General features: G+C 59.2%; 20 protein-coding genes and 1 tRNA gene. 12 read left to right on the forward strand and 9 right to left on the reverse strand.

Translation table 11 applies throughout. The annotated features are described in order from the left end of the window. The first annotated feature begins 2 nt into the window (after positions 1-2). From AYK65_RS15770 to AYK65_RS15780, 3 genes are all read left to right on the forward strand, one after another. Positions 3-734, forward strand: a complete 732-nt coding sequence (locus AYK65_RS15770; RefSeq protein WP_081158943.1) for a glutamine amidotransferase — start codon at positions 3-5, stop codon at positions 732-734. A 200-nt stretch (positions 735-934) separates the two neighbouring features. Next, complete coding sequence (locus AYK65_RS15775; RefSeq protein ID WP_026615485.1) at positions 935-1,228, forward strand: YggT family protein; 294 nt, start codon at positions 935-937, stop codon at positions 1,226-1,228. 69 nt (positions 1,229-1,297) lie between these two features. Further along, a complete protein-coding gene (locus tag AYK65_RS15780; RefSeq protein ID WP_081158945.1) occupies positions 1,298-1,666 on the forward strand; it encodes a DUF167 family protein in 369 nt (122 codons plus the stop codon). Here the strand turns inward: AYK65_RS15780 and ppa are convergent, their stop codons facing one another. Further along, on the reverse strand, positions 1,667-2,200 hold the full coding sequence (gene ppa, locus AYK65_RS15785) for an inorganic diphosphatase (protein ID WP_026615483.1): 534 nt from the start codon (positions 2,198-2,200) through the stop codon (positions 1,667-1,669). Positions 2,201-2,354: 154 nt separating this feature from the next. On the opposite strand from ppa, the gene AYK65_RS15790 reads away from it, so the two are divergent. Continuing rightward, positions 2,355-2,957, forward strand: coding sequence for a hypothetical protein (locus AYK65_RS15790; protein WP_081158946.1), 603 nt, complete (start codon positions 2,355-2,357; stop codon positions 2,955-2,957). Between the two features lie 26 nt (positions 2,958-2,983). On the opposite strand, the gene AYK65_RS15795 is transcribed toward AYK65_RS15790, so the two are convergent. The 4 genes from AYK65_RS15795 to AYK65_RS15810 form a co-directional block, all read right to left on the reverse strand. Then, complete coding sequence (locus AYK65_RS15795) at positions 2,984-3,490, reverse strand: GNAT family N-acetyltransferase (RefSeq protein WP_026615482.1); 507 nt, start codon at positions 3,488-3,490, stop codon at positions 2,984-2,986. A gap of 220 nt (positions 3,491-3,710) precedes the next feature. Continuing rightward, on the reverse strand, positions 3,711-5,537 hold the full coding sequence (gene typA, locus AYK65_RS15800) for a translational GTPase TypA (RefSeq protein ID WP_026615481.1): 1,827 nt from the start codon (positions 5,535-5,537) through the stop codon (positions 3,711-3,713). 136 nt (positions 5,538-5,673) lie between these two features. Next, on the reverse strand, positions 5,674-7,233 hold the full coding sequence (locus AYK65_RS15805) for an alkaline phosphatase D family protein (protein ID WP_081158948.1): 1,560 nt from the start codon (positions 7,231-7,233) through the stop codon (positions 5,674-5,676). 257 nt (positions 7,234-7,490) lie between these two features. Continuing rightward, positions 7,491-7,712 (reverse strand): KTSC domain-containing protein, encoded by a 222-nt coding sequence (locus AYK65_RS15810; protein WP_081158949.1) that lies wholly within the window; start codon positions 7,710-7,712, stop codon positions 7,491-7,493. 152 nt (positions 7,713-7,864) lie between these two features. On the opposite strand from AYK65_RS15810, the gene AYK65_RS15815 reads away from it, so the two are divergent. Next, on the forward strand, positions 7,865-9,172 hold the full coding sequence (locus AYK65_RS15815; RefSeq protein ID WP_046120540.1) for an amidase: 1,308 nt from the start codon (positions 7,865-7,867) through the stop codon (positions 9,170-9,172). Between the two features lie 71 nt (positions 9,173-9,243). On the opposite strand, the gene AYK65_RS31715 is transcribed toward AYK65_RS15815, so the two are convergent. Continuing rightward, positions 9,244-9,396 (reverse strand): hypothetical protein, encoded by a 153-nt coding sequence (locus tag AYK65_RS31715; RefSeq protein ID WP_139015730.1) that lies wholly within the window; start codon positions 9,394-9,396, stop codon positions 9,244-9,246. Between the two features lie 233 nt (positions 9,397-9,629). Between AYK65_RS31715 and AYK65_RS15820 the strand changes: the two genes are divergently transcribed. Both AYK65_RS15820 and AYK65_RS15825 read left to right on the forward strand, forming a co-directional pair. Beyond that, positions 9,630-10,181, forward strand: coding sequence for a hypothetical protein (locus AYK65_RS15820; RefSeq protein ID WP_046120685.1), 552 nt, complete (start codon positions 9,630-9,632; stop codon positions 10,179-10,181). 12 nt (positions 10,182-10,193) lie between these two features. Continuing rightward, complete coding sequence (locus AYK65_RS15825) at positions 10,194-11,042, forward strand: DUF429 domain-containing protein (RefSeq protein ID WP_234706843.1); 849 nt, start codon at positions 10,194-10,196, stop codon at positions 11,040-11,042. Between the two features lie 7 nt (positions 11,043-11,049). Here AYK65_RS15825 and AYK65_RS15830 read toward each other — a convergent pair. Beyond that, positions 11,050-11,139, reverse strand: a tRNA-Ser gene (locus AYK65_RS15830). A gap of 173 nt (positions 11,140-11,312) precedes the next feature. On the opposite strand from AYK65_RS15830, the gene AYK65_RS15835 reads away from it, so the two are divergent. The 3 genes from AYK65_RS15835 (at position 11,313) to AYK65_RS31720 (ending at position 15,750) form a co-directional block, all read left to right on the forward strand. Beyond that, positions 11,313-12,026, forward strand: a complete 714-nt coding sequence (locus AYK65_RS15835) for a hypothetical protein (protein WP_081158951.1) — start codon at positions 11,313-11,315, stop codon at positions 12,024-12,026. A 62-nt stretch (positions 12,027-12,088) separates the two neighbouring features. Further along, positions 12,089-15,193 carry a type ISP restriction/modification enzyme gene (locus AYK65_RS15840; protein ID WP_081158952.1) on the forward strand — a complete coding sequence of 1,035 codons (3,105 nt, stop codon included), beginning with the start codon at positions 12,089-12,091 and terminating at the stop codon, positions 15,191-15,193. An 8-nt stretch (positions 15,194-15,201) separates the two neighbouring features. Next, the gene (locus tag AYK65_RS31720; protein WP_139793194.1) at positions 15,202-15,750 is read left to right on the forward strand and encodes a GIY-YIG nuclease family protein; all 549 of its coding nucleotides are present in this window, start codon (positions 15,202-15,204) and stop codon (positions 15,748-15,750) included. On the opposite strand, the gene AYK65_RS15845 is transcribed toward AYK65_RS31720, so the two are convergent. After that, complete coding sequence (locus AYK65_RS15845; RefSeq protein ID WP_244559984.1) at positions 15,731-16,732, reverse strand: restriction endonuclease; 1,002 nt, start codon at positions 16,730-16,732, stop codon at positions 15,731-15,733. The genes AYK65_RS31720 and AYK65_RS15845 overlap by 20 nt on opposite strands. Positions 16,733-16,821: 89 nt before the next feature. Between AYK65_RS15845 and AYK65_RS15850 the strand changes: the two genes are divergently transcribed. Next, positions 16,822-17,970 carry a sensor histidine kinase gene (locus AYK65_RS15850; RefSeq protein WP_081158954.1) on the forward strand — a complete coding sequence of 383 codons (1,149 nt, stop codon included), beginning with the start codon at positions 16,822-16,824 and terminating at the stop codon, positions 17,968-17,970. Between the two features lie 107 nt (positions 17,971-18,077). Here AYK65_RS15850 and AYK65_RS15855 read toward each other — a convergent pair whose 3' ends face one another. Next, positions 18,078-18,791 carry a hypothetical protein gene (locus AYK65_RS15855; RefSeq protein WP_081158955.1) on the reverse strand — a complete coding sequence of 238 codons (714 nt, stop codon included), beginning with the start codon at positions 18,789-18,791 and terminating at the stop codon, positions 18,078-18,080. Positions 18,792-18,873: 82 nt separating this feature from the next. Here AYK65_RS15855 and AYK65_RS15860 point away from each other — a divergent pair, with 82 nt between their 5' ends. Then, positions 18,874-19,452 (forward strand): recombinase family protein, encoded by a 579-nt coding sequence (locus AYK65_RS15860; protein ID WP_081158957.1) that lies wholly within the window; start codon positions 18,874-18,876, stop codon positions 19,450-19,452. The last annotated feature ends 138 nt before the right edge of the window (positions 19,453-19,590 follow it).

Genomic DNA, 19,590 nt, shown 5'->3' on the forward strand with positions numbered 1-19,590 from the left:
CGATGCCGCAAGAGGCCCGCGACGCCAAAAGACCCATCCTCATAGTGCTCCACCAGGAGCGGTCGAGTGCTGGCCGCGTCGGTCACATTTTGCAGCAGAAGGGCTTTCCTCTCGATATCCGCCGCCCCGCCTTGGGCGACGAGCTGCCGCCGACGCTCGAAGGCCATTCCGGCACGATCATCTTCGGCGGGCCTATGAGCGCGAACGACGAGGAGGAATTCGTCCGCCGCGAGATCGACTGGCTGTCGGTGCCGCTTCTCGAAAACAAGCCCTATCTCGGCATCTGCCTCGGGGCGCAGATGCTCGCTCGCAATCTGGGCGGCAAGGTCGCGCCCCACCACGAGGGCATGACGGAAATCGGCTGGTATCCGCTGAAGGCCACGGAGGCCGGCAAGGCACTGATGGACTGGCCGGCCATGGTTTATCATTTTCACCGCGAGGGCTTCGACCTGCCCAAGGGCGCCGAGCTGCTGGCAACCGGCGACACCTATCCGAACCAGGCCTTCCGCTACGGCGAGAACGCCTGGGGCATTCAGTTCCATGGTGAATTGACGCGCGCGATGATGCACCGCTGGGTGGTCCACGGCGCCCACCGCTTCGTGCTTCCGGGCGCGCAGATGGGCAAAGCCCATCTGGAGGGCCGGATGCTTCACGACCATCCGTTGCGGACCTGGATGGAGAGTTTTCTCGAGCTGATCTTCTTGCGCGGCGGGGATGCTCGCCCCTCGCCCTGACCCTCTCCCCGCAGGCGGTAAGGGGAATTGGCCGTCCGCCGCGAGTCGCTTTCGTCCCGTTTGCGGGAGAAGATCGCGGCAGCAGGACGAGGGCGCTTCCCGCCCTCGCCATTAAACATGATCGTGCGAGGCGTAGCGGCGTACTTGCCCGTTTAGTTTCCAATGTCTACATGTCTGTCGACAATGAATTGGAGACGGGCATGCTTGCTGTCATCGGCACCTTGAATTTCATCATCAACATCGCGTGGTTTCTGATCATCGCCTCGGCCATCTTTTCCTGGCTCTATGCGTTCAACGTGATCAACGTGAACAATCAGGCGATCAACATGATCGGCCGTTCGCTCTATCAGCTCACCGAACCGCTCTACAGGCCGATCCGTCGCGTGCTGCCGGACCTGGGCGGAGTCGATCTTTCTCCGCTCGTGGTGCTGGTGATCCTCTATTTCATCCAGCTCTTCCTGAATACGACGATCGCTCCGGCCCTCATCCGCTAGATCACGATGAATTTTGGTCGGTTCGACCAAAATTCATGAACGTGATCGCTTCTAAGGAGTGAGAGCGGGATGCGGGCGGAAAACCGCACACAATTTTCCTCATCCCGCTCTGACGTGGCGCGCGCCGCGCTCACCAGTCACGGCAACCATGTGCGCCTGACCGTACGACTGACGCCGAACGGCGGGCGCGATGCGATAGACGGCTTCGAAACGGCGGCCGACGGCGAGGAACACCTCAAAGTGCGGGTGCGCGCCGTCCCGGAAAAGGGCAAGGCGAATGAGGCGCTCATCGCCGCTCTTGCCAAGGCGCTCGGTCTCGCGAAGAACAAGGTCTCGCTCGTCTCCGGCGACACCCAGCGCAAAAAAATCCTCCGGATCGAGGCCGATCCGGAGGCTATCGCGAAACGCCTCGCCGACATCGCCGGCACGACGGAATAATTACTTCTTGGTTTTGGCGCGCTCGATCGCTTCGACGATCAGTTGCCTGGCGACGGTCGCATCCCTCCAGCCGAAGATCTTCACCCACTTGCCGGGTTCCAGATCCTTGTAATGCTCGAAGAAATGCTCGATCTGCTTCAAGGTGATTTCCGGCAGGTCGGTGTAGTCGTGCACCTTGTCGTAACGCTTGGTGAGATGCGCCGAAGGAACCGCGATGACCTTCTCGTCCTTGCCGGAATTGTCTTCCATCATCATCACGCCGATCGGGCGGACATTGATGACGCAGCCCGGCACCAGCGGACGGGTGTTGCAGATGAGCACGTCGATCGGATCGCCGTCATCGGAAAGCGTGTGCGGCACGAAGCCGTAGTTCCCCGGATAGGTCATCGGCGTGTAGAGGAAGCGGTCGACCACCAGCGTGCCGGCTTCCTTGTCCATCTCGTACTTGATCGGATGGCCGCCGACGGGAACTTCAACGATCACGTTGACATCTTCTGGTGGATTCTTTCCGATGGAAATCGCGTCGATCCGCATGAGCACCTCCAGGGTTGTTGAAAAGTCGCCCGTCGATAAAGGGAAACATGCCGCGATGCAATAAAACTTTCGTCCGCAGTGCAGATTCAACCGGTCGTTTCGTCGTCGCCGAACGACCTGCGTGGTGCCGAAATCTCGTTCGAGGGAGATCACGATGAACGGAAAGGTTGCATGGCTGTCGCTGGTCCTGTTGTCAGTCGGGCCGGCAATGGCAAATGAAAGCCTCTATGTCGACGTCAGTCGCGACGAGTGCAAGACGATCGAAGAGGAGCCGGGCTGGTACTCCCTGATGACTTGCCCGGGCCATGACGATTATCCGGTTCATTTCAAGGAGATCGACATCCGCCAGAGCTTCTCCTTCGGGCATCTCAACAAGCGCTATATCGACGAGGCATTCGAGAGCTTCTTCCCCTTCAACCACGCCGGCACGACGGTGGAATGGCGCATCGCCAAAGGCGGCACCCCCGTCGCAACGATCTTGCGCTGGGTCATCGAAAACCCCGATCCGAAGACGGGCGAATCGTTTCCTGCGCTTGAAGGCCAAGTTCTTGTCGTATCGAAGGTTGCGCAGAAGGAAGACGGCAAGGGCTGCGTCGCCGGCTATGTCGATGCACTGGCCAATCCCGATCCCAACGCACTCGCCCGCAAGATCGCCGACGAGGTGGCGCCGACCTTCCGCTGTGGCATTGACCAAGCGGCCTACCATGGCAAGCGCGGCGACAAGGCAGCCGAACCCAACAGCGTACTGCCGGACTAACCTCTTCCGATTTTAGTGATCTCGCTTTAGTTCCAGACGAAGCCGACCTTCTTCAGGTGCTTCTCGCCGAAATCTTCCATACCCTCGGCTATGTCGCGGCCGCCGGCCGACAGGAAGAAATTATAGGCGTGCTCGCTGTCTTCCAAGCACCAGACGACGAGCCCTTCGCAGCCGAGCGATTTCAGGAGGCTCTTTGCCTCGCCGAAGAGGACGCGGCCGAGGCCGATGCCCTGATATTCCGGGCGCAGATAGATCTCGTAGATCTCGCCCTCCTGCGGCAGCGCTCGCGCGCGGCTCAAGCCCAGCGTCGCATAGCCGGCTACGGTTCCCGCCACGTCGACGACGAGCAGCGTCGCGGGACCGCGCGTGGCCTTCCGCCACCACATCTCGTCGCGCCGGTTGACCATCCGGATCAGAGGGCGGTGCGGAATGATGCCCCCATATGTCTGCAGCCAAGAAACGCGATGCGCGTCGGCGATTGCGGCCGCCTCATGCGGCTCCCCGGGCCTCACCTCGATCGAAACAGTCTTCATGACCTGACTCTAAACACACGACACTGCGAACCGGAATCCCGCCGGGTTGCCGCGGCCCGTTAACCCACAGGCAACTTTAACGGCATCCCCCCGAAGGTTAACGCCTTTTTAACTTTATCCGCAAGCCGGCCGCGAACGGCACACACAGCAAAAACCCCGGATCGCTCCGGGGTTTTGCAATCGACAATCAAAATATGGGTCAGCCCGTCGCCCGGCCCGCTTATGCCGCGCCGGCGGTGCGGGACTTCTCGAAGCGTTTACGCTCGTGCGGATCGAGGTGGAGCTTGCGGAGCCGGATCGACTTCGGCGTCACTTCTACCAGCTCGTCATCCTGGATCCAGGAAAGCGCCCGCTCGAGCGTCATCTTGATCGGCGGCGTTAGGCGGACCGCCTCGTCCTTGCCGGCAGCGCGCATGTTGGTGAGCTTCTTGCCCTTCAACACGTTGACCTCAAGGTCGTTGTCGCGGGTGTGAATGCCGATGATCATGCCCTCATAGACCTTTTCGCCCGGCTCGATCACCATCGGCCCGCGGTCTTCGAGATTGAAGAGCGCGTAGGCGACCGCCTCGCCCGGCTCGTTGGCGAGCAGCACGCCGTTGATGCGGCCTCCGATCTCGCCCTTGTAGGGCTGATAGTCGTGGAACAGACGGTTCATGATCGCCGTACCGCGCGTGTCGGTCAGAAGCTCCGACTGGTAGCCGATGAGGCCGCGGGTCGGCGCGAAGAAAACGAGGCGGACGCGGTTGCCGCCGGAGGGACGGAGTTCCACCATCTCGGCCTTGCGCTCCGACATCTTCTGCACGACGACGCCGGAATGCTCCTCGTCGACGTCGATGACGACTTCCTCGACCGGCTCCAGGAGTTGGCCGCTCTCGTCCTTGTGCATGACGACGCGCGGACGGGAAACCGCAAGCTCGAAGCCTTCGCGGCGCATCGTCTCGATCAGCACCGCGAGCTGGAGTTCGCCGCGGCCGGAAACGAAGAAGGAGTCCTTCTCGGAGGATTCCTCGATCTTCAGCGCGACGTTGCCTTCCGCTTCCTTGAACAACCGATCACGGATGACGCGCGAGGTGACCTTGTCGCCCTCGGTACCGGCAAGCGGCGAGTCGTTGACGATAAAAGACATGGTGACGGTCGGCGGATCGATCGGCTGGGCTGTCAGCGCCTCGGTCACGGAGGGATCGCAGAAGGTATCGGCGACGGTGCCCTTGGTCAGTCCGGCGATTGCGACGATGTCCCCGGCATGCGCCTCCTCGATCGGCTGACGCTCGATGCCGCGGAAGGCGAGGATCTTCGAAATACGGCCGGACTCGAGCAGCTTGCCATCCTGACCCAGCACCTTTACGGCCTGGTTCGGCTTGACGGAACCGGAATGTACGCGACCGGTGATGATGCGGCCGAGGAAGGGGTTTGCCTCGAGGATCGTGCCGATCATGCGGAACGGCCCTTCCGCCACCGTCGGCTCGGGAACGTGCTTCAGAACCAGATCGAGCAACGGTGCCATTCCCTGGTCCTTCGGACCTTCGGGATTGACGTTCATCCAGCCGTCGCGACCCGAACCATAGAGGATCGGGAAGTCGAGCTGCTCGTCGGTCGCGTCGAGCGCGGCGAAGAGGTCGAAGACCTCGTTGACGACTTCCTCGTGGCGGCCGTCCGGGCGATCGATCTTGTTGATCGCGACGATCGGCTTGAGGCCCACCTTCAGCGCCTTGCCGACGACGAACTTGGTCTGCGGCATCGGCCCTTCGGAGGCGTCGACGAGCACGATCGCGCCGTCCACCATCGACAGGATGCGCTCGACCTCGCCACCGAAGTCCGCGTGTCCGGGGGTGTCGACGATATTGATACGCGTACCCTTCCACTCGACCGAGGTCGCCTTGGCGAGAATGGTGATACCGCGTTCCTTTTCCAAATCGTTGGAATCCATCACGCGTTCGGCAACGCGCTGGTTTTCGCGGAAGGAGCCCGATTGCTTCAGGAGTTCGTCAACGAGCGTGGTCTTCCCATGGTCGACGTGCGCGATGATCGCGATGTTACGAATGCTCATTTTTTGTCTCGGAAAGTTCGTGGGTACGCCCAGCAAGGCGGGTACCGCTTTTTCAGTTGCCGCGCTCATACAGGTTTTTTCGCATGAGCGAAAGGGGGCCGGAACGCAGAGCAGGCGTGCATAAAGCTCTCTCGCCTCATGCGACGGCCGCCGGATCGAGTGTCACCCGCCAGAGTTCCTGGTCCTGCCGGTCCATGAGCCGTACCGTCATCTGCCGGGTTTGTCCGCTGATGTCGACGATGCCGAAGAATTGCAGGCCCGCCGAAGGCGGCAGATTGCTGTCGATGCCTCCGCCAGAGGCCTTGATGAAGCGGACCTCCGGGCCGAAAGTCATGTCGAGCTCCTTTGGCCCATAGGTGCCGGAGTGGAGGGGCCCCGAGACGAACTCCCAGAAGGGCAAGAAATCCTTGAAGGCCGCACGCGACGGATCGTAATGATGCGCCGCTGTGTAATGCACGTCCGCCGTCAGCCAGACGATGTTCTCGATCGCATTGTCGCGGATGAAGCGCAAGAGATCGGCGAATTCCGTCTCCCGGCCCTTGGGCGCGCCGTTGTCGCCATTGGCGATCGCATCCGATCCGCGCTTTGCCGAATAGTCATCCCAGACGACGAGGCCGACCGGCATGTCGCAGGCGATCACCTTCCAGGTGGCGCTGGAGGCCGCAAGCTCGCGCTTCAGCCAATCCGCCTGCCGCCAGCCGAAAAGGCCGGAATCCCCCTCCCCCTGGTTCGGTCCGCGATAGGAGCGCAGATCGACGAAGAAGACGTCGAGCAGCGGCCCATAGGCGATCTTGCGGAAGATGCGGCCCGGCTGCGTCGGCAGCGTGCGGATCGGCGTCATCTCATGGAACGCGCGGGCCGCACGAGATGCGTAGACGGCGACATCCTTTTCCGGATAGCGCGGATCGTCGCGAAGGTCCGTCGAGGCCGACCAGTTGTTCAGCACCTCGTGGTCGTCCCACTGGTAGAAAGTCGGACAGACGGCGTTCAAGCCCCGCACGTGCTCGTCGAGTAGGTTGTATTTCCATTGCCCGCGATATTCCTCGAGCGTGCGGGCGACGTCGCGCTTCTCGGGCGTCACGATCCGGTTCTTCCACATGCCGCCGTCGCGCAGCTTAATCTCGTCGGGGATCGGATTGTCGGCATAGATCGTATCGCCGGAATGAATGAAGAAATCCGGCTCATGGAGAAGCATGGTCGAATAGGTCTTCATGCCGACCTCGTCGATGCCCCAGCCCTGCCCCGCCGTATCGCCGGACCAGACGAAGCGCACCGACCGGCGGCGGAGCGGCGCCGTGCGGAACCGCCCGACGACCGGTTCGGAAACGCGGTTGCCATCATAGAGATCGGTGGCTGTGAAGCGGTAGAAGATGTCCTGGTCCGGCAGCAGATGGTCGAGCCGGCACTTGATGGCGCAATCGGTCTGCGGCGTCGCATCGATGTCGGGAAGCCGGGCGGCGTCCGCGAAGCTGTCGGTGGTGGAATATTCGATCGCCACCCGCGCCGGTCGATCCACCCGCGTCCAGATCATGCCCGATTGCGTATCGACATCGCCGGATTGCACCCCATGCAGGAATTCCGGCCGGCCGTAGCCGCGGGCATAAAAGGGGGTCGCAAGTCCGGAAGAAGCGGCGAGGCCGGCGGCGCCGGCGGAAAAGAGAAAAGAACGCCTCGTCAGCGTGTTTCGATGAGCCAAAACCTGCCTCCGGTTCCGTTTCGCGAATCATCGCTTTCGCGAGCGGACCATTGGCGAGCCGCATGTCAGCGGCTTTACAAGCACATGAAACTATTTGAACGGTTTGGCGACAGTTCTGTGAAAGTGTGGAGATTGAACGCGCTGATGCGGCCTTAAACACATGGCGAGGCCGAACATCGTTTGCCCCTCACCTGCGTGCCGGCACCTTCTCCCCGTAGTGATCGGGAGAAGAGCGCCTAGGCGGATGAGGGGGACCTTCAATGCATGAAATCGTAGTGATTTTTTATGTTGTGATTGAAGTAGTTCCCGGCGGAATCCGCATGCAGGAGTTCCTCGTACACGCGCTCCGGAACATCGAGGTAATGGTAGGGCCTGCGCTTGCCCATGAACCAGATGCTCAGCGTCCGGCGCGGCGCATCGTATCTGACCTCGTGGATTGCAGAGGAGTCGAGGATTGCAGACGATCGCAGGATCGGCATTGGCGCCTCCCGATGGATTCCGGCAGCTCTTGTGCTCTTTATTGTATAACAAACGCGCGGCGCTATAAACCATAGCTGCCATCGCCGGCCCTCAAGCGGTACGTACCTTTGGTGCACGCCCCGCGGCTGTCTCCGTTTCACGAGGTCTCGCCTTGCGCCAATCGAACGCCGCTTCCCGCGACCAGCTCGAAACCATTCTGACGCGGCTCGACGACCGACGCGCCGAAGAACGCGTCTTCATGAAGCTCTATCACGCAACCGCCCGCGCGGAAGCCGATGCCGCCGACCGGCGGCGTCGCGAGGGAAAAAGCCTCGGGCCCCTCGACGGCCGGATCGTCTCGATCAAGGACCTCTTCGATATCGCCGGCGAGCCGACGCTTGCCGGCTCGATCATCCGTCGCGACGCTCCACCCGCAAAAGCAGACGCCGCGGTTGTCCGGCGCTTGCGCGCCGCGGGCGCCGTCATCATCGGTAAGACGCATATGACGGAGTTCGCCTTCACCGCCGTTGGTCTCAATCCGCATTATCCGGTGCCCAGCAACGCGATCGACGCGAGCCTCATTCCCGGCGGCTCGTCGTCCGGTGCTGCCGTCTCGGTGGCGGAAGGCACGAGCGAGATCGCCATCGGCTCCGACACCGGCGGCTCCGTGCGCATCCCGGCGGCACTTCACGGCCTCGTCGGCTTCAAGCCGAGCGCCCGCCGCCTACCCCTCGACGGCGCCTTTCCGCTCTCGCCCAGCCTCGATTCGATCGGCGCGCTTGCCCGGACCGCTGCCGACTGCGCGGCCGCCGACGCGGTCATGGCCGGCGAAATGCCGAAGCCGTTGACGCCGCTCTCGCTTGGGGGTCTGAAACTCGCCATTCCGCAAGGTCTTCTCCTGGAGGGCCTTGCGCCAGACATCGCCAGGGCGTTCGACGCGAGCCTGCAAATGCTCGCGCGCGCCGGCGCAAAGCTCGCCGACTGCCCGATTGACGATCTCCTCGCCCGTTTCGCCGAGGCGACCTCGATCGGCTCCCTTGCCGGACTCGAAGCGAGCCGCATCCATGTCGATTGGCTGACGGACGAGAACGCACCCGTCGACATCCGCGTGAAATCGACGCTCCGCCGCCGCCTCGCGGTCCCCGACTCGGCCATCGAAAACCTGCTGAGGACGCGGCAAAAGCTCGTCCGCGCCATGGACGAACGGCTGACGCCTTTCGATCTCATCCTCCTGCCGACAACCCCTATTTCCGCCGTCAGCATCGCCTCGGTGGAGGGCGACAAAAGAGAGTACCGCCGCGTCGAAGACCTGCTGCTGCGCAACACGCAGGTCGCCAATCAGTTCGACCTGACGGCGATCACCGTGCCGATGCCGGGCACGCGCCTGCCGGCCGGGCTGATGCTGATGGCGCGAAACGGGGCGGACGAAAGGTTGCTGAGGCTGGCGGCTTCAGTGGAGAACTTGGTACGGCGCGCTTGAATGAGGCTGGACTTTCTGGCGCCTTTTGAGAGCGTCGGGCGCTGCGAAAAGCCGGGTTCCCGGCAAACGCCTCAATGCATCGTCCGGGCCCATTCCTCTTTGAGGATTCGGAATGCATCTTCGAGCGCAGCGACCAGAATATCGGTGAGCTCGTCGCCGTCATTGTTCATGAGGTAGAGGGCGACCGTCGAATCCCGCGGATCGCTGTCAATATCGCTAGACATCTCATTGTCCTTTTCGCCGCGTCACATCCCGGCTGTTGACGCGATGGTAGAAAGGCTGACTTGTGCCGAGCTTGAGAGGCGACGAGAGGAAGCGCGGCGCCTCTTGCCTTCATCCCCCTTGTGGGGGAGATGGGCGACAGGGCAGACGGTGCCAGCGGGCACCGAGATGTTTTTTGCTCGCCCCGTCGCTCCTGGCACGGTAGACGACGATGGAAATCACTGTCGGAACCAAGATGGCGAAGAAAACGAAGCGCGATGAGCTCCACCTGCAACGGCTCAAGACCGATTTCCCGGACATCCACGCCGCGCTGCTCACCGGGGAGATCCCGTCGTTGCGCAAAGCGCTCGTCCGCGCCGGCCTGAAGCCGGAGCGCACCCGGCTTGATAAGCTCAAGAACTCCTGGATGAAGGCGAGCGATGTCGAGCGCGACAGCTTCCTGACATGGCTCGCCGCCAAAGGTGCGCTGCCCGCGATCGCCACGACCCCGCCCGTTCCCTCTCCGGCAGCGGATGTGCGGCCCGCCGGAACCCCGATCGCCAGCGGCCGCTACCTGCTTCCCTCCACCATCGCCGAGATCCGGACGATCATGGCCCGGCGCCGGCTGAGCCCCAACGACGTGATGCGCGAACTGGGCTTCCCGCCCGATGGCCGCCCGCTTGCCCGCGCGCTGACCCGCAACGCGAGCCTCAGACTGTCGGTGATCGCGGCATTGGAGGTGTGGCTCAAGAGGAATGCGGGGCTCGAGCCGGGAGCCGGCCCGAAGGCTGACGACCTGCTGCTATAGCGGACCGAACACATGGGTAACACTTCCGCTTCGGCGAGCTTCGACCCGACGCAGACAGCGGCGACGGGAAAAGAAATGCCCTTTGACAAACTCGCACTGCTCGGCATCGATGTCGGCTACTCACGCTCCCGCCCCACCACGGGCCTTGCTTGGAGCATCGGCGACGACTGCGGCGCCGCGAGGACGCACACCGATTGGGAGCGCCGACAACGCCACATTCCCGCGTCAACGACATTCGCTGTGATCGCCATCGACGGACCTCTCACTCCTCCCGACGCGCCCGACGATCTCGACCGCCTCTGCGAACGCCTTTTCACCCGTGGCGCCTTTCAGAAACGCTGCAAACCGGGCCTTAGCCAGCACGGCTACGGCCGAGCCTTGAGAAAAGCCGCCGCCGAGACTGCCGCACAGGTGAGCCACCTCGCGGACACGACGCCGATCGGCAAAGCCATCATCCCCGGCACCGCGATCATCGAAGCCTTCCCCAACGCTTTTCTCGGGGTTCTGCTTGAGGATGAGCGTTTTGCCATGTCGAAGGCCGCGAGGCGGAAGAAGTTCGACTGGCTGTACGACCATGCCGTTGAGGCCGGTGTTTTCGAAACACTGCTTGGTTACGTCGGCTGGCGCAACGAGTGCCTGCTGCAGAAGATCATGGCCGAATATGATCACGAAAGACGGGCAGCCTGGATCTGCCTGTTGACGGCGGCGTGCGCTGCTGTCGGCAAGTCGGAAGCCGTCGGTGATGAAGCCGGAGGCTGGATCTGGTTGCCGTCAGCGGAGCTTTGGGCGGCGTGGGCGAGGAACGGTTTGGCGGGAAACAGGGCGGCAGTCTCGGCGCGCAGCAGTCAGGCGCCGGTTTGAACGTTACTGGCGGAGAGGGGGGGATTCGAACCCCCGATGGGCTTGCACCCATGCCGCATTTCGAGTGCGGTGCATTCAACCACTCTGCCACCTCTCCGCGGGGCCGGTTGGCGCCTTGTCGGCGCGGTCGGGTTCATCAGCAAGACCGAAAGCTCCCTCGATTGGAATGCGGCCCAAATCAATTGTGGCCGGCATGTGCCGCTCGGAGATCCAGCTAGACTTCCTAGACTGGCAGCTTAGAACGATCAGACAGAAGCGGAGAGGGCGTCGATGGTATTGCCAATGAACAGTTACAGCTTGGATCTGCCGATCCGTTGTCTGGACCTTCTCAATCACCTTCTGCCGATCGTTCAACAGGATGAAGAATTTGCGGCCCGACACGGTGGACCACTTACGACCACGCTTACCCTGGCACTTGCCACGCCAATGCTCACGATACCCATTGAACGCATCCAAAAACATCAGAACGAGGACGTGGGTTACGCTAACGATCGGGGGCGGTCGCAGCGACTCGCCGAGCGAATCGATGCTGCCACCAGAGGAAAAAAGTTAGCGGATCATCCGCAACTGGAAGCATTTGACTGGGCCTACCTCAGTAAGGTCGAACCATTCAACATCGCTGACGGATTAAGTGACGATTTAGCGGCTCTGCTCGATGCGGAAGAGGCTCGCCATGCCGCCCGACGCATGGATTTTTCCGCCTTTCTATCGTGTTTGCGGAACGCGTTGTCACATGGGGGCATCCTCTATCTGAATAAAGAGGGAAGGACCACTCCTGGTCAGGCATCTATGCTGTGTTTGGTGAGCGCGAAACCTCGCTACCCTAGAGTTAGGTGCGAAAAGCGTGATTACTGCCCGCCCGGTAGCTCGGTCACAGAAAGTCTTCGGCTCCTCCGCATAAGCGAAACCGGATTCCGCGAGTTTCTCTTACAATGGGTCGCCTGGTTGCATGAGGCCGGACTCAAAGATCTTGCAGCCAGATAAAACGCAATAAAAGCACTACCGAAAGCTGAGCAATGCCAGTAAGTTCCGCTCATGGGGGAACCATGAGTCAGCACCTGATAAATCAATACCTGAATGAAATCGACCGCCTCCGGAGGTTCTCGGGGCTCTCGAATGAGCAGATCATCAGGCCTGCATTTCGCCGCCTGCTCGATACCTGGGCCACGTCAAGCAAGCTCATCTTCATGGAGGAATACCCCCATCAAACCTCGATGAGGACGACAGTTTATCCTGATGGCACAGTGCTGCATGATATCCGGGTGCCGCTCGGCCACTGGGAGGCAAAGGATACCAAGGACGATCTCGATGAGGAGATCCGCAAGAAACTCGCTAAGGGTTATCCGCAGGACAACATTGTCTTCGAGAACTCGGAGATTGCGGTCCTTTATCAAAATCGCCAAGAGGTCATGCGCGCGCCGATGACTGATACGGCTGCGCTTCTGAAGCTCGTTGCACTGTTCTTTAGCTATGAGCGCGCCGAGATTGCCGAGTTCCGTAAGGCGGTCGAGCAGTTCAAGGCTGATTTGCCGGCCGTGCTTTCTGCACTCCGCGAGCGCATCGAAACGGCCTATGTTGAAAACGCCATGTTCCGCGATGCCGCGGCTGGTTTCCTCGAAGCTTGCAAGGAAACGATCAACCCCGCCCTCGGCGAAGCTGATGTTCGGGAAATGCTGATCCAGCATATCCTTACCGAGGAAATATTCGCGCATGTGTTCAATGAGGGCGATTTCCACCGCGAGAACAATATCGCCAAGGAACTCTATGCCCTGGAAAGCAAGTTCTTCACTGGCGCCGTCAAGCGAGAGACGCTGAAGGGCCTTGAGCCCTACTATGCTGCAATCCGGGCGAATGCGGCGCAAATCACCAGCCATTCGGAGAAGCAGACGTTCCTTAAAGTGATCTACGAGAACTTCTATAAGGTTTATGACACTAAGAAAGCCGACCGGCTTGGCGTGGTGTATACGCCCAATGAAGTCGTGAAATTCATGATCGAGGGAGCTGACTGGCTTTGCGAAAAACACTTCAACAAGAACCTGATCGACCATCACGTCGAGATCCTTGACCCGGCGACCGGCACCGGCACCTTTATCTGCGAGCTTCTAGAATATTTCCGCGGCAACCCACAAAAGTTGGCCTACAAATACGGGCATGAGCTGCACGCTAATGAAGTGGCAATCTTGCCCTATTATGTCGCCAACCTGAACATTGAGGCGACATATGCCGCGATTTCTGGCCAATTCGCCGAATTTCCCAATCTGTGCTTTGTTGATACGTTAGACAACGTCGAGGGTCTTCGTGTTCGCACTGGTCACCAGCACGACATGTTTGCGGCGCTGTCGGACGAGAACGTTGAGCGCGTGAAACGGCAGAACAATCGCAAGATATCAGTGATCATCGGCAACCCACCATATAACGCCAATCAAGCCAATGAGAACGACAACAACAAGAACCGCGCCTATCCGCGCGTCGATGAGTTGATCAAATCGAGCTACATCCAACTCTCGACTGCTCAGAAGACCAAGGTCTACGACATGTATGCTCGGTTTTTCCGCTGGGCATCGGACCGCATGCATGACGACGGTGTGCTCGCCTTCGTCACCAATCGCAGCTTCATCGACAGCCGCACCTTCGACGGCTTCCGCAAGGCGGTGGCCGGGGAGTTCAACGAGATCTACGTCGTCGACCTCGGCGGCGACGTGCGCGCCAATCCAAAACTGTCGGGCACGAAGCATAACGTGTTCGGCATCCAGACCGGCGTAGCCATCTCCTTCCTGATAAAGCGCCGAAAGCAAAAGGGCTGTAAAATCTTCTATACTCGCCGGCCAGAATTCGACACGGCCGCGGACAAACTTGATTTCTTAGCCTCGTCCAGGCTGTCGACGCTCACCTTCGAGCGCGTCGAGCCGGACAAAAAGGGCAACTGGATTAATCTAACGGTGAATGATTGGGATGACTTGATCCCTGTCGCCGATAAAAAGACCAAGTCAGCAAAAGCCAGTAATCAGGAAAGAGCGATTTTTCGACGCTTCTCTCAAGGTCTGAAGACCAACCGCGATGAATGGACTATCGCGCCCAACTCGGCTGAGGTCGCGCATCAGATGGAATTTCTGATCAATCACTATCAGAAAATAATGGAGGCGTCAGATTTCAGTCAGCTTAAGGAAACAGATTCCCCCGACAAAATCATTAAATGGACACGAAAATTAAATAGACATCTTCGGAGCGGACGTAAACTTAATTTTGATTCAAGAAAAATCAAGGACACTACTTATAGACCATTCATAAAATTCAAAGTCTACTATGACGAGGTCCTTAATGAAGATCTCTACCAACTGAAAGAGATATTTAGTCCATCAAAGTCTAGTAACAAATGGATATCATTTGTTGAGGGACAGAGATTGGAATTCTGCGCGCTCGCAGGGGACGCGATCCCAAACTATGCGCTAGTTTCGTTAGATCCCATGCAATTTCTCCCACTCCACCGCTACACCTCCTCCGGGGAACGATTGGACAACATTACCGATTGGGGCCTACGTCAGTTTGAGAAGCACTACGGCAAATCAGCGAAGATCACCAAGGAAGACATCTTCCACTACGTCTACGGCGTGCTGCACGATCCACTGTATCGCCAAAAATATGCACTTAACCTAAAGCGTGAGTTCCCGCGCGTTCCTTTCTATTCAGATTTTCGCCAATGGTCGACCTGGGGCAGGCAGCTAATGGAACTGCATATTGGCTATGAGAAGGTCGACCCTTGGGCGCTCGTTCGAACAGATATGTTAGACGAAAAAGCGCGCGCCGGAGGCGTCGCACCCAAGACCCTCCTCAGAGCTGAAAAGGAGAACGGCATTATCCGCCTGGATACCGAGACGACGATCTCTGGCATTCCGAAAGAAGTTTGGGATTACAAACTCGGTAATCGGTCAGGTCTTGAATGGGTTCTCGACCAATACAGAGAAAAAACTCCGAAAGACCCAACCATCCGCGAGAAATTCAATACCTACCGCTTTGCCGACTACAAGGAGAGGGTGATCGACCTTATCGCGCGCGTCACCCGGGTGTCCGTGGAGACGATGGACATTGTGGAGGCCATGAAACTTGCTCCGAGACAATCGGCAAACACCCAGTCGACCGAGGCGGCGGAGTAGACGGGGCCGTGTCTGTTTCAGATCACGATCCATACGATACGCGGGTGTCGAGATGTTTTGCAGAGGTCGAATTCGGCTACATCGGTGCTATCGTCGTTGAACGCGATTCCGACGGCGCTCTGATCGAGCTTTTTCCTCAGAACCGTTTTTCCCGAGCGCCGTCAACTCCTCTGCACGCTTACGGCCAGGGCCCATTCTGCCGTTTTCACATAAGCTCCAAAAGCAGAGCGGCGGGGGTGTATCTGGTATCTGTGGTCGGGCAGCCAGTTTATGTCGGGGAGTGTGCGAACCTTCACCAGCGGTGGGGTCCTGGCTATGGCTCAATTTCGCCCCGCAACTGCTTCAAGGGAGGGCAGCAAACGAATTGTCGGGTCAACAATCTCCTCCTTGAAACAGCGCGCAACGGCAACCAGATTGAACTTTGGTTCCGGCCGCAGTCCGGCGCGAAAGCGGACCGCATCGCCCTTGAGGCTGCATTGGTGGATGCACTTCAACCGAGCTGGAATAGAGTCATCGTCAAACGGCAGTCACACTCTTTTAGGGCCAACCCGGAATGAAAATGCGCTTCAAGGGCACGAGCTGCTGAGTTTCAAGGTCTAGCTTGCCATACTGTTCCAGAAGGCTCTTCACAAGCTCGTCGAGATCCATGAGGGCGAGCGGAATATTCGCACGTTCGGCCTCGTAGCGGGCCTCCCGCGTGAAGCCCCCGGTGCTGACGTAAAGGCCCTTGTCCTGCGAGTGCCTACCGCCAAGGAAACTTCGAACGTCGGGAGCGCCCATCGCTCCCTTGCGGTGCTTCACCTCGACGACGATTCGGGGAGACTCGAAGCCGAAGCCATCAGGCGACGCAACGATGTCCTTACCGCGATCGGGCCCGGCATCGGATACGCGAGTCTTGTAGCCGAGTGAGCGTAGCAAGCCTGCAACCAGATCCTGCATGTCGTCCCAATCGAGAGCGTTCACCTTATCCTTTATGAACTCCAACGCTCGGGCTTCCATTGACTGAAATACATCTTCCTCCACCCCATCACTTTCGCTGGCCGCCGTTTCGATCTTGGCCGGCTCACCCGAAGTCAGCGCCCTTTGAAGATCATCGACAACTCCGCGGGAGAGGAGGAACAGTGTTGATATCGCGCCGAGGCTGTTACGGCTGGCTACCGAAAGCAAGTCACGACTGACTTCCCCCTTCCATCGCACTGGCCGCACCTGTGGATCAGCCGCGTCGAACGACGGATCGAAGCGATACTCGTCGGCTATTTCCCCGACGAGATAGACGCGGCGAGAAGGATCATAGGTCACCACCATATCTCCAATCGCCATCTCGTTCACGAATCTGTGCAGTTGGCCGGCGCCCATCGCTACACTCTGAGGCTTGGTTTTTGGCCATGATGCTGCGACGCGTTCGGCGATCGATTTCCTCGATTTCACATCCCTCAGGTCACCGACTTCGGCCCAACCGATCGCTACGATATTGTTGTCCCTGAACACGTCGAACAGACGTCCGCCCTGCTCCGCCCGAACCATCCACGCCTTGGTCATGCAATTCTCCTCGGTTGCGCGCACTGTCTTGCACAATCTGCCTTTGCGCAAGTAGGGTGCGGCTCGAAGCCAGACATGTGGGAAAACCAATGAGTTTGTCGCGGAGACAGATCTATGATCTCGTGTGGTCAAAGCCGATGAACAAGCTTGCAGTTGAGCTTGGGCTCTCCGACCAAGGACTCGCGAAGGCATGCCGCCGTTACGATATACCGGTGCCTCCCCTCGGTTATTGGCAGAAGCTCGCACATGGAAAGGCGGTAGAACGTCCACCCCTCGAAATCGCTCGGTTTGATGAAAACGTGAGCGTTCAGGTTTCGCCAGGCGTGAAGATGCGTCCGAAGCCGATCAAACCAGAGGTCACGAAGGCAGGTGGCTCCGAACCACAGGCCGAGCCGACGGCTGAGAAAATCGAAAAGCCTCACCCGGTGCTGATAAAGATCAGGAAGGCGTTCAATCGCTCAAAAAAGCCCGGCGAATTCGCTTACATCAACGTGAGCCCGTTCAAAATCCGCGCGTCGCCACTAGGAGCTGAACGTGTGCTGTCGCTGATTTCGAGCGTCATTGCCGCAGCTCCATCCGAAAACTGGGAGATCAAGCCTTCGAAGGATGGTGATTGGGAGCTGTTGGCGAGTGGAGAACGCGTCGAGATTTCTCTCGCCGAGAACGCCAAGAATGTTCCGCACGTCCCGACACCAACCGAAGTCCGCGAGAGCAAGCTCTACTCCTGGAGCAAGATACCGGAATTCGACTATGTGCCGTCCGGGGAGCTCAAATTCACCATCACGAACGCCTCCTACCTTGGCGTCAGATCGAACTGGTCCGATGGGAAGAAGCAGACATTGGAGTCGGTGCTGCCGAGTTTTATCGAGGGCGTCTCATTGGCTGGAGCAGCTCTCCGTGCCCGACGTCTGGAGCGAGAAGAACAGGCGCGGCAAGCTGAAATTTGGCAGCTGCAAGAGGCGGAGCGCCGGCGACTGCAGGAAATTCAACGCGTGCGGGTCGCCATTCTGAAAGGGCAGGCCCGCCAGCACAACGAGGCTGAGGCTCTTCGTGCTTATGTTGCGGCGGTCAAAGCCAAGCTCGGTAAAGAGCCGCCGGACGATCTTGAACCTACGCAAACCTGGGTTAATTGGGCGGAGCAATACATCCAAGAGCTGGATCCTTTATGCAAAGGGTTTCCTGTGCTGATGTCGGACGAAGAGGCCTACCGCAATTCTTGGCGCTATCGTGACGAATGAGTCCTGGTTGACTCACAGGAGGTCGCTGGCTGGCTCCGTCCATCCTGACGTTGCAACAGCGCAGCCGCCGAGCCAAACGTGCCGGTGAGCGCACACAGGCGTTTTATTTACCGCGCAAATATCTGGCAAAGAGCGATCGTCTCAGCAAACTTTTCACGTGCACCTGCATCCGGCAGCGGGGCTGCGACTATGAAATTTAGGTCTTCTAAGCCTCGGCCAGGTTTGGTGGCGATCCTGACGCTCATGCCACTATACCAATGCCGGACAAATTCCGAGATGCGCTTTCCGAGATCAACGAAGATCAAGCGGTGGCTTCCCGCTTTCATCGAGGAAAGCGGCACACCTGTAATTTCGAGATCACTACCAAATGCCATCACGTCCGCGGTCGCACGAACATCTTCTGTCACCGTGGGCCAAATGTCGTCTTCTGCTGGGATGGAGATCATCACATACTGCCGTCCGTCATCTCCGCAGCGAAGAAGGAACGGGCTGCTGCTTTCGATCTTCTCGTCATGGATCTCGATCTCCTCCAACTCGCTGGACCACGTGACCTCGAGCGCATTTGCCTTTGTTTCCATCGATTTCGTGCCAATAAACGCGTGAACGGTGGTCCCCTCAGCGAACGAGGAGGAGGCGGCAGCAGAGAATATGAGCATCGAGAGCGGCAAGAGCTTCATTGAGAGCACCGAGGCAAGAGCGATCAAGTTCGCTGCACAAAAGGGAAGGGTTCCGTCATAACGAACCCGCGTTTCAGCGCCCGCGCTAACTCGCTGAATTCGTTCAGCGTGGTTCGCGTGGTCAACAGAAATTCCCGCCTGCACAAAAAGGTTCCTTTAAATCAATGGTTTGGCGGGTAGTATCAGCGGATTACCCTTCTGCTTACGAGAACCGACAAGGGTGGAGATGCCGAGTTTCGGATATGGTCGTGTCAGCACGACCGAACAAAGTTTGGACCTGCAGTTGACCGCGCTGAAAGCCGCAGGCTGTGACAGGATCCACACGGATGAGGGTTTCTCAGGCTCGGACTTTTCTCGTCCAGGGCTAAGTGAGCTTCTGAAGAAACTGCGTGCCGGCGACACCCTCATTGTCTGGCGACTCGACCGGCTGGGACGATCGCTCTTTGAACTGCTCAAGCTCGTCCGCGATCTGAACGAGCGCGGCGTCGAGTTCCGGTCGCTGAGCGAGAGCTTGGACACCAGCACGTCGGGAGGTCGCCTCTTGTTGCACGTGTTGGCAAGCATGGCCGAATTTGAGCGTTCGCTGATTAGCGAACGAACCCGAGCCGGAATGGCCGCTGCTCGGGCTCGAGGTAGCCGAATCGGCAGAAGGCCGGCGATGACGCAAGAGCAATTGGTTGATGCCAAAACAGTCATTGAAACGGCCCGGCGACCGATCGCCGAGGTCGCTAACGAATACCGCGTCCACCCGCGGACGCTGGCGCGACTTCTGAGGCAACAGGCCGAGTTCGCCGACGGCTCATGACCTTCACCGACAGCGGCAGGTTTATTCAAGGCCAGCAAAAGTCTCTTCGATCTCCTTGTCGGATCGGAGCCAGAAGTCTGACAGCCTATTGCTCTTCAAGGCCTCATGAACCCAGCGACCTCCCTCAGAGGGAATAGG

The organism is Ensifer aridi, assembly GCF_002078505.1.
Lineage (GTDB): Bacteria > Pseudomonadota > Alphaproteobacteria > Rhizobiales > Rhizobiaceae > Sinorhizobium > Sinorhizobium aridi.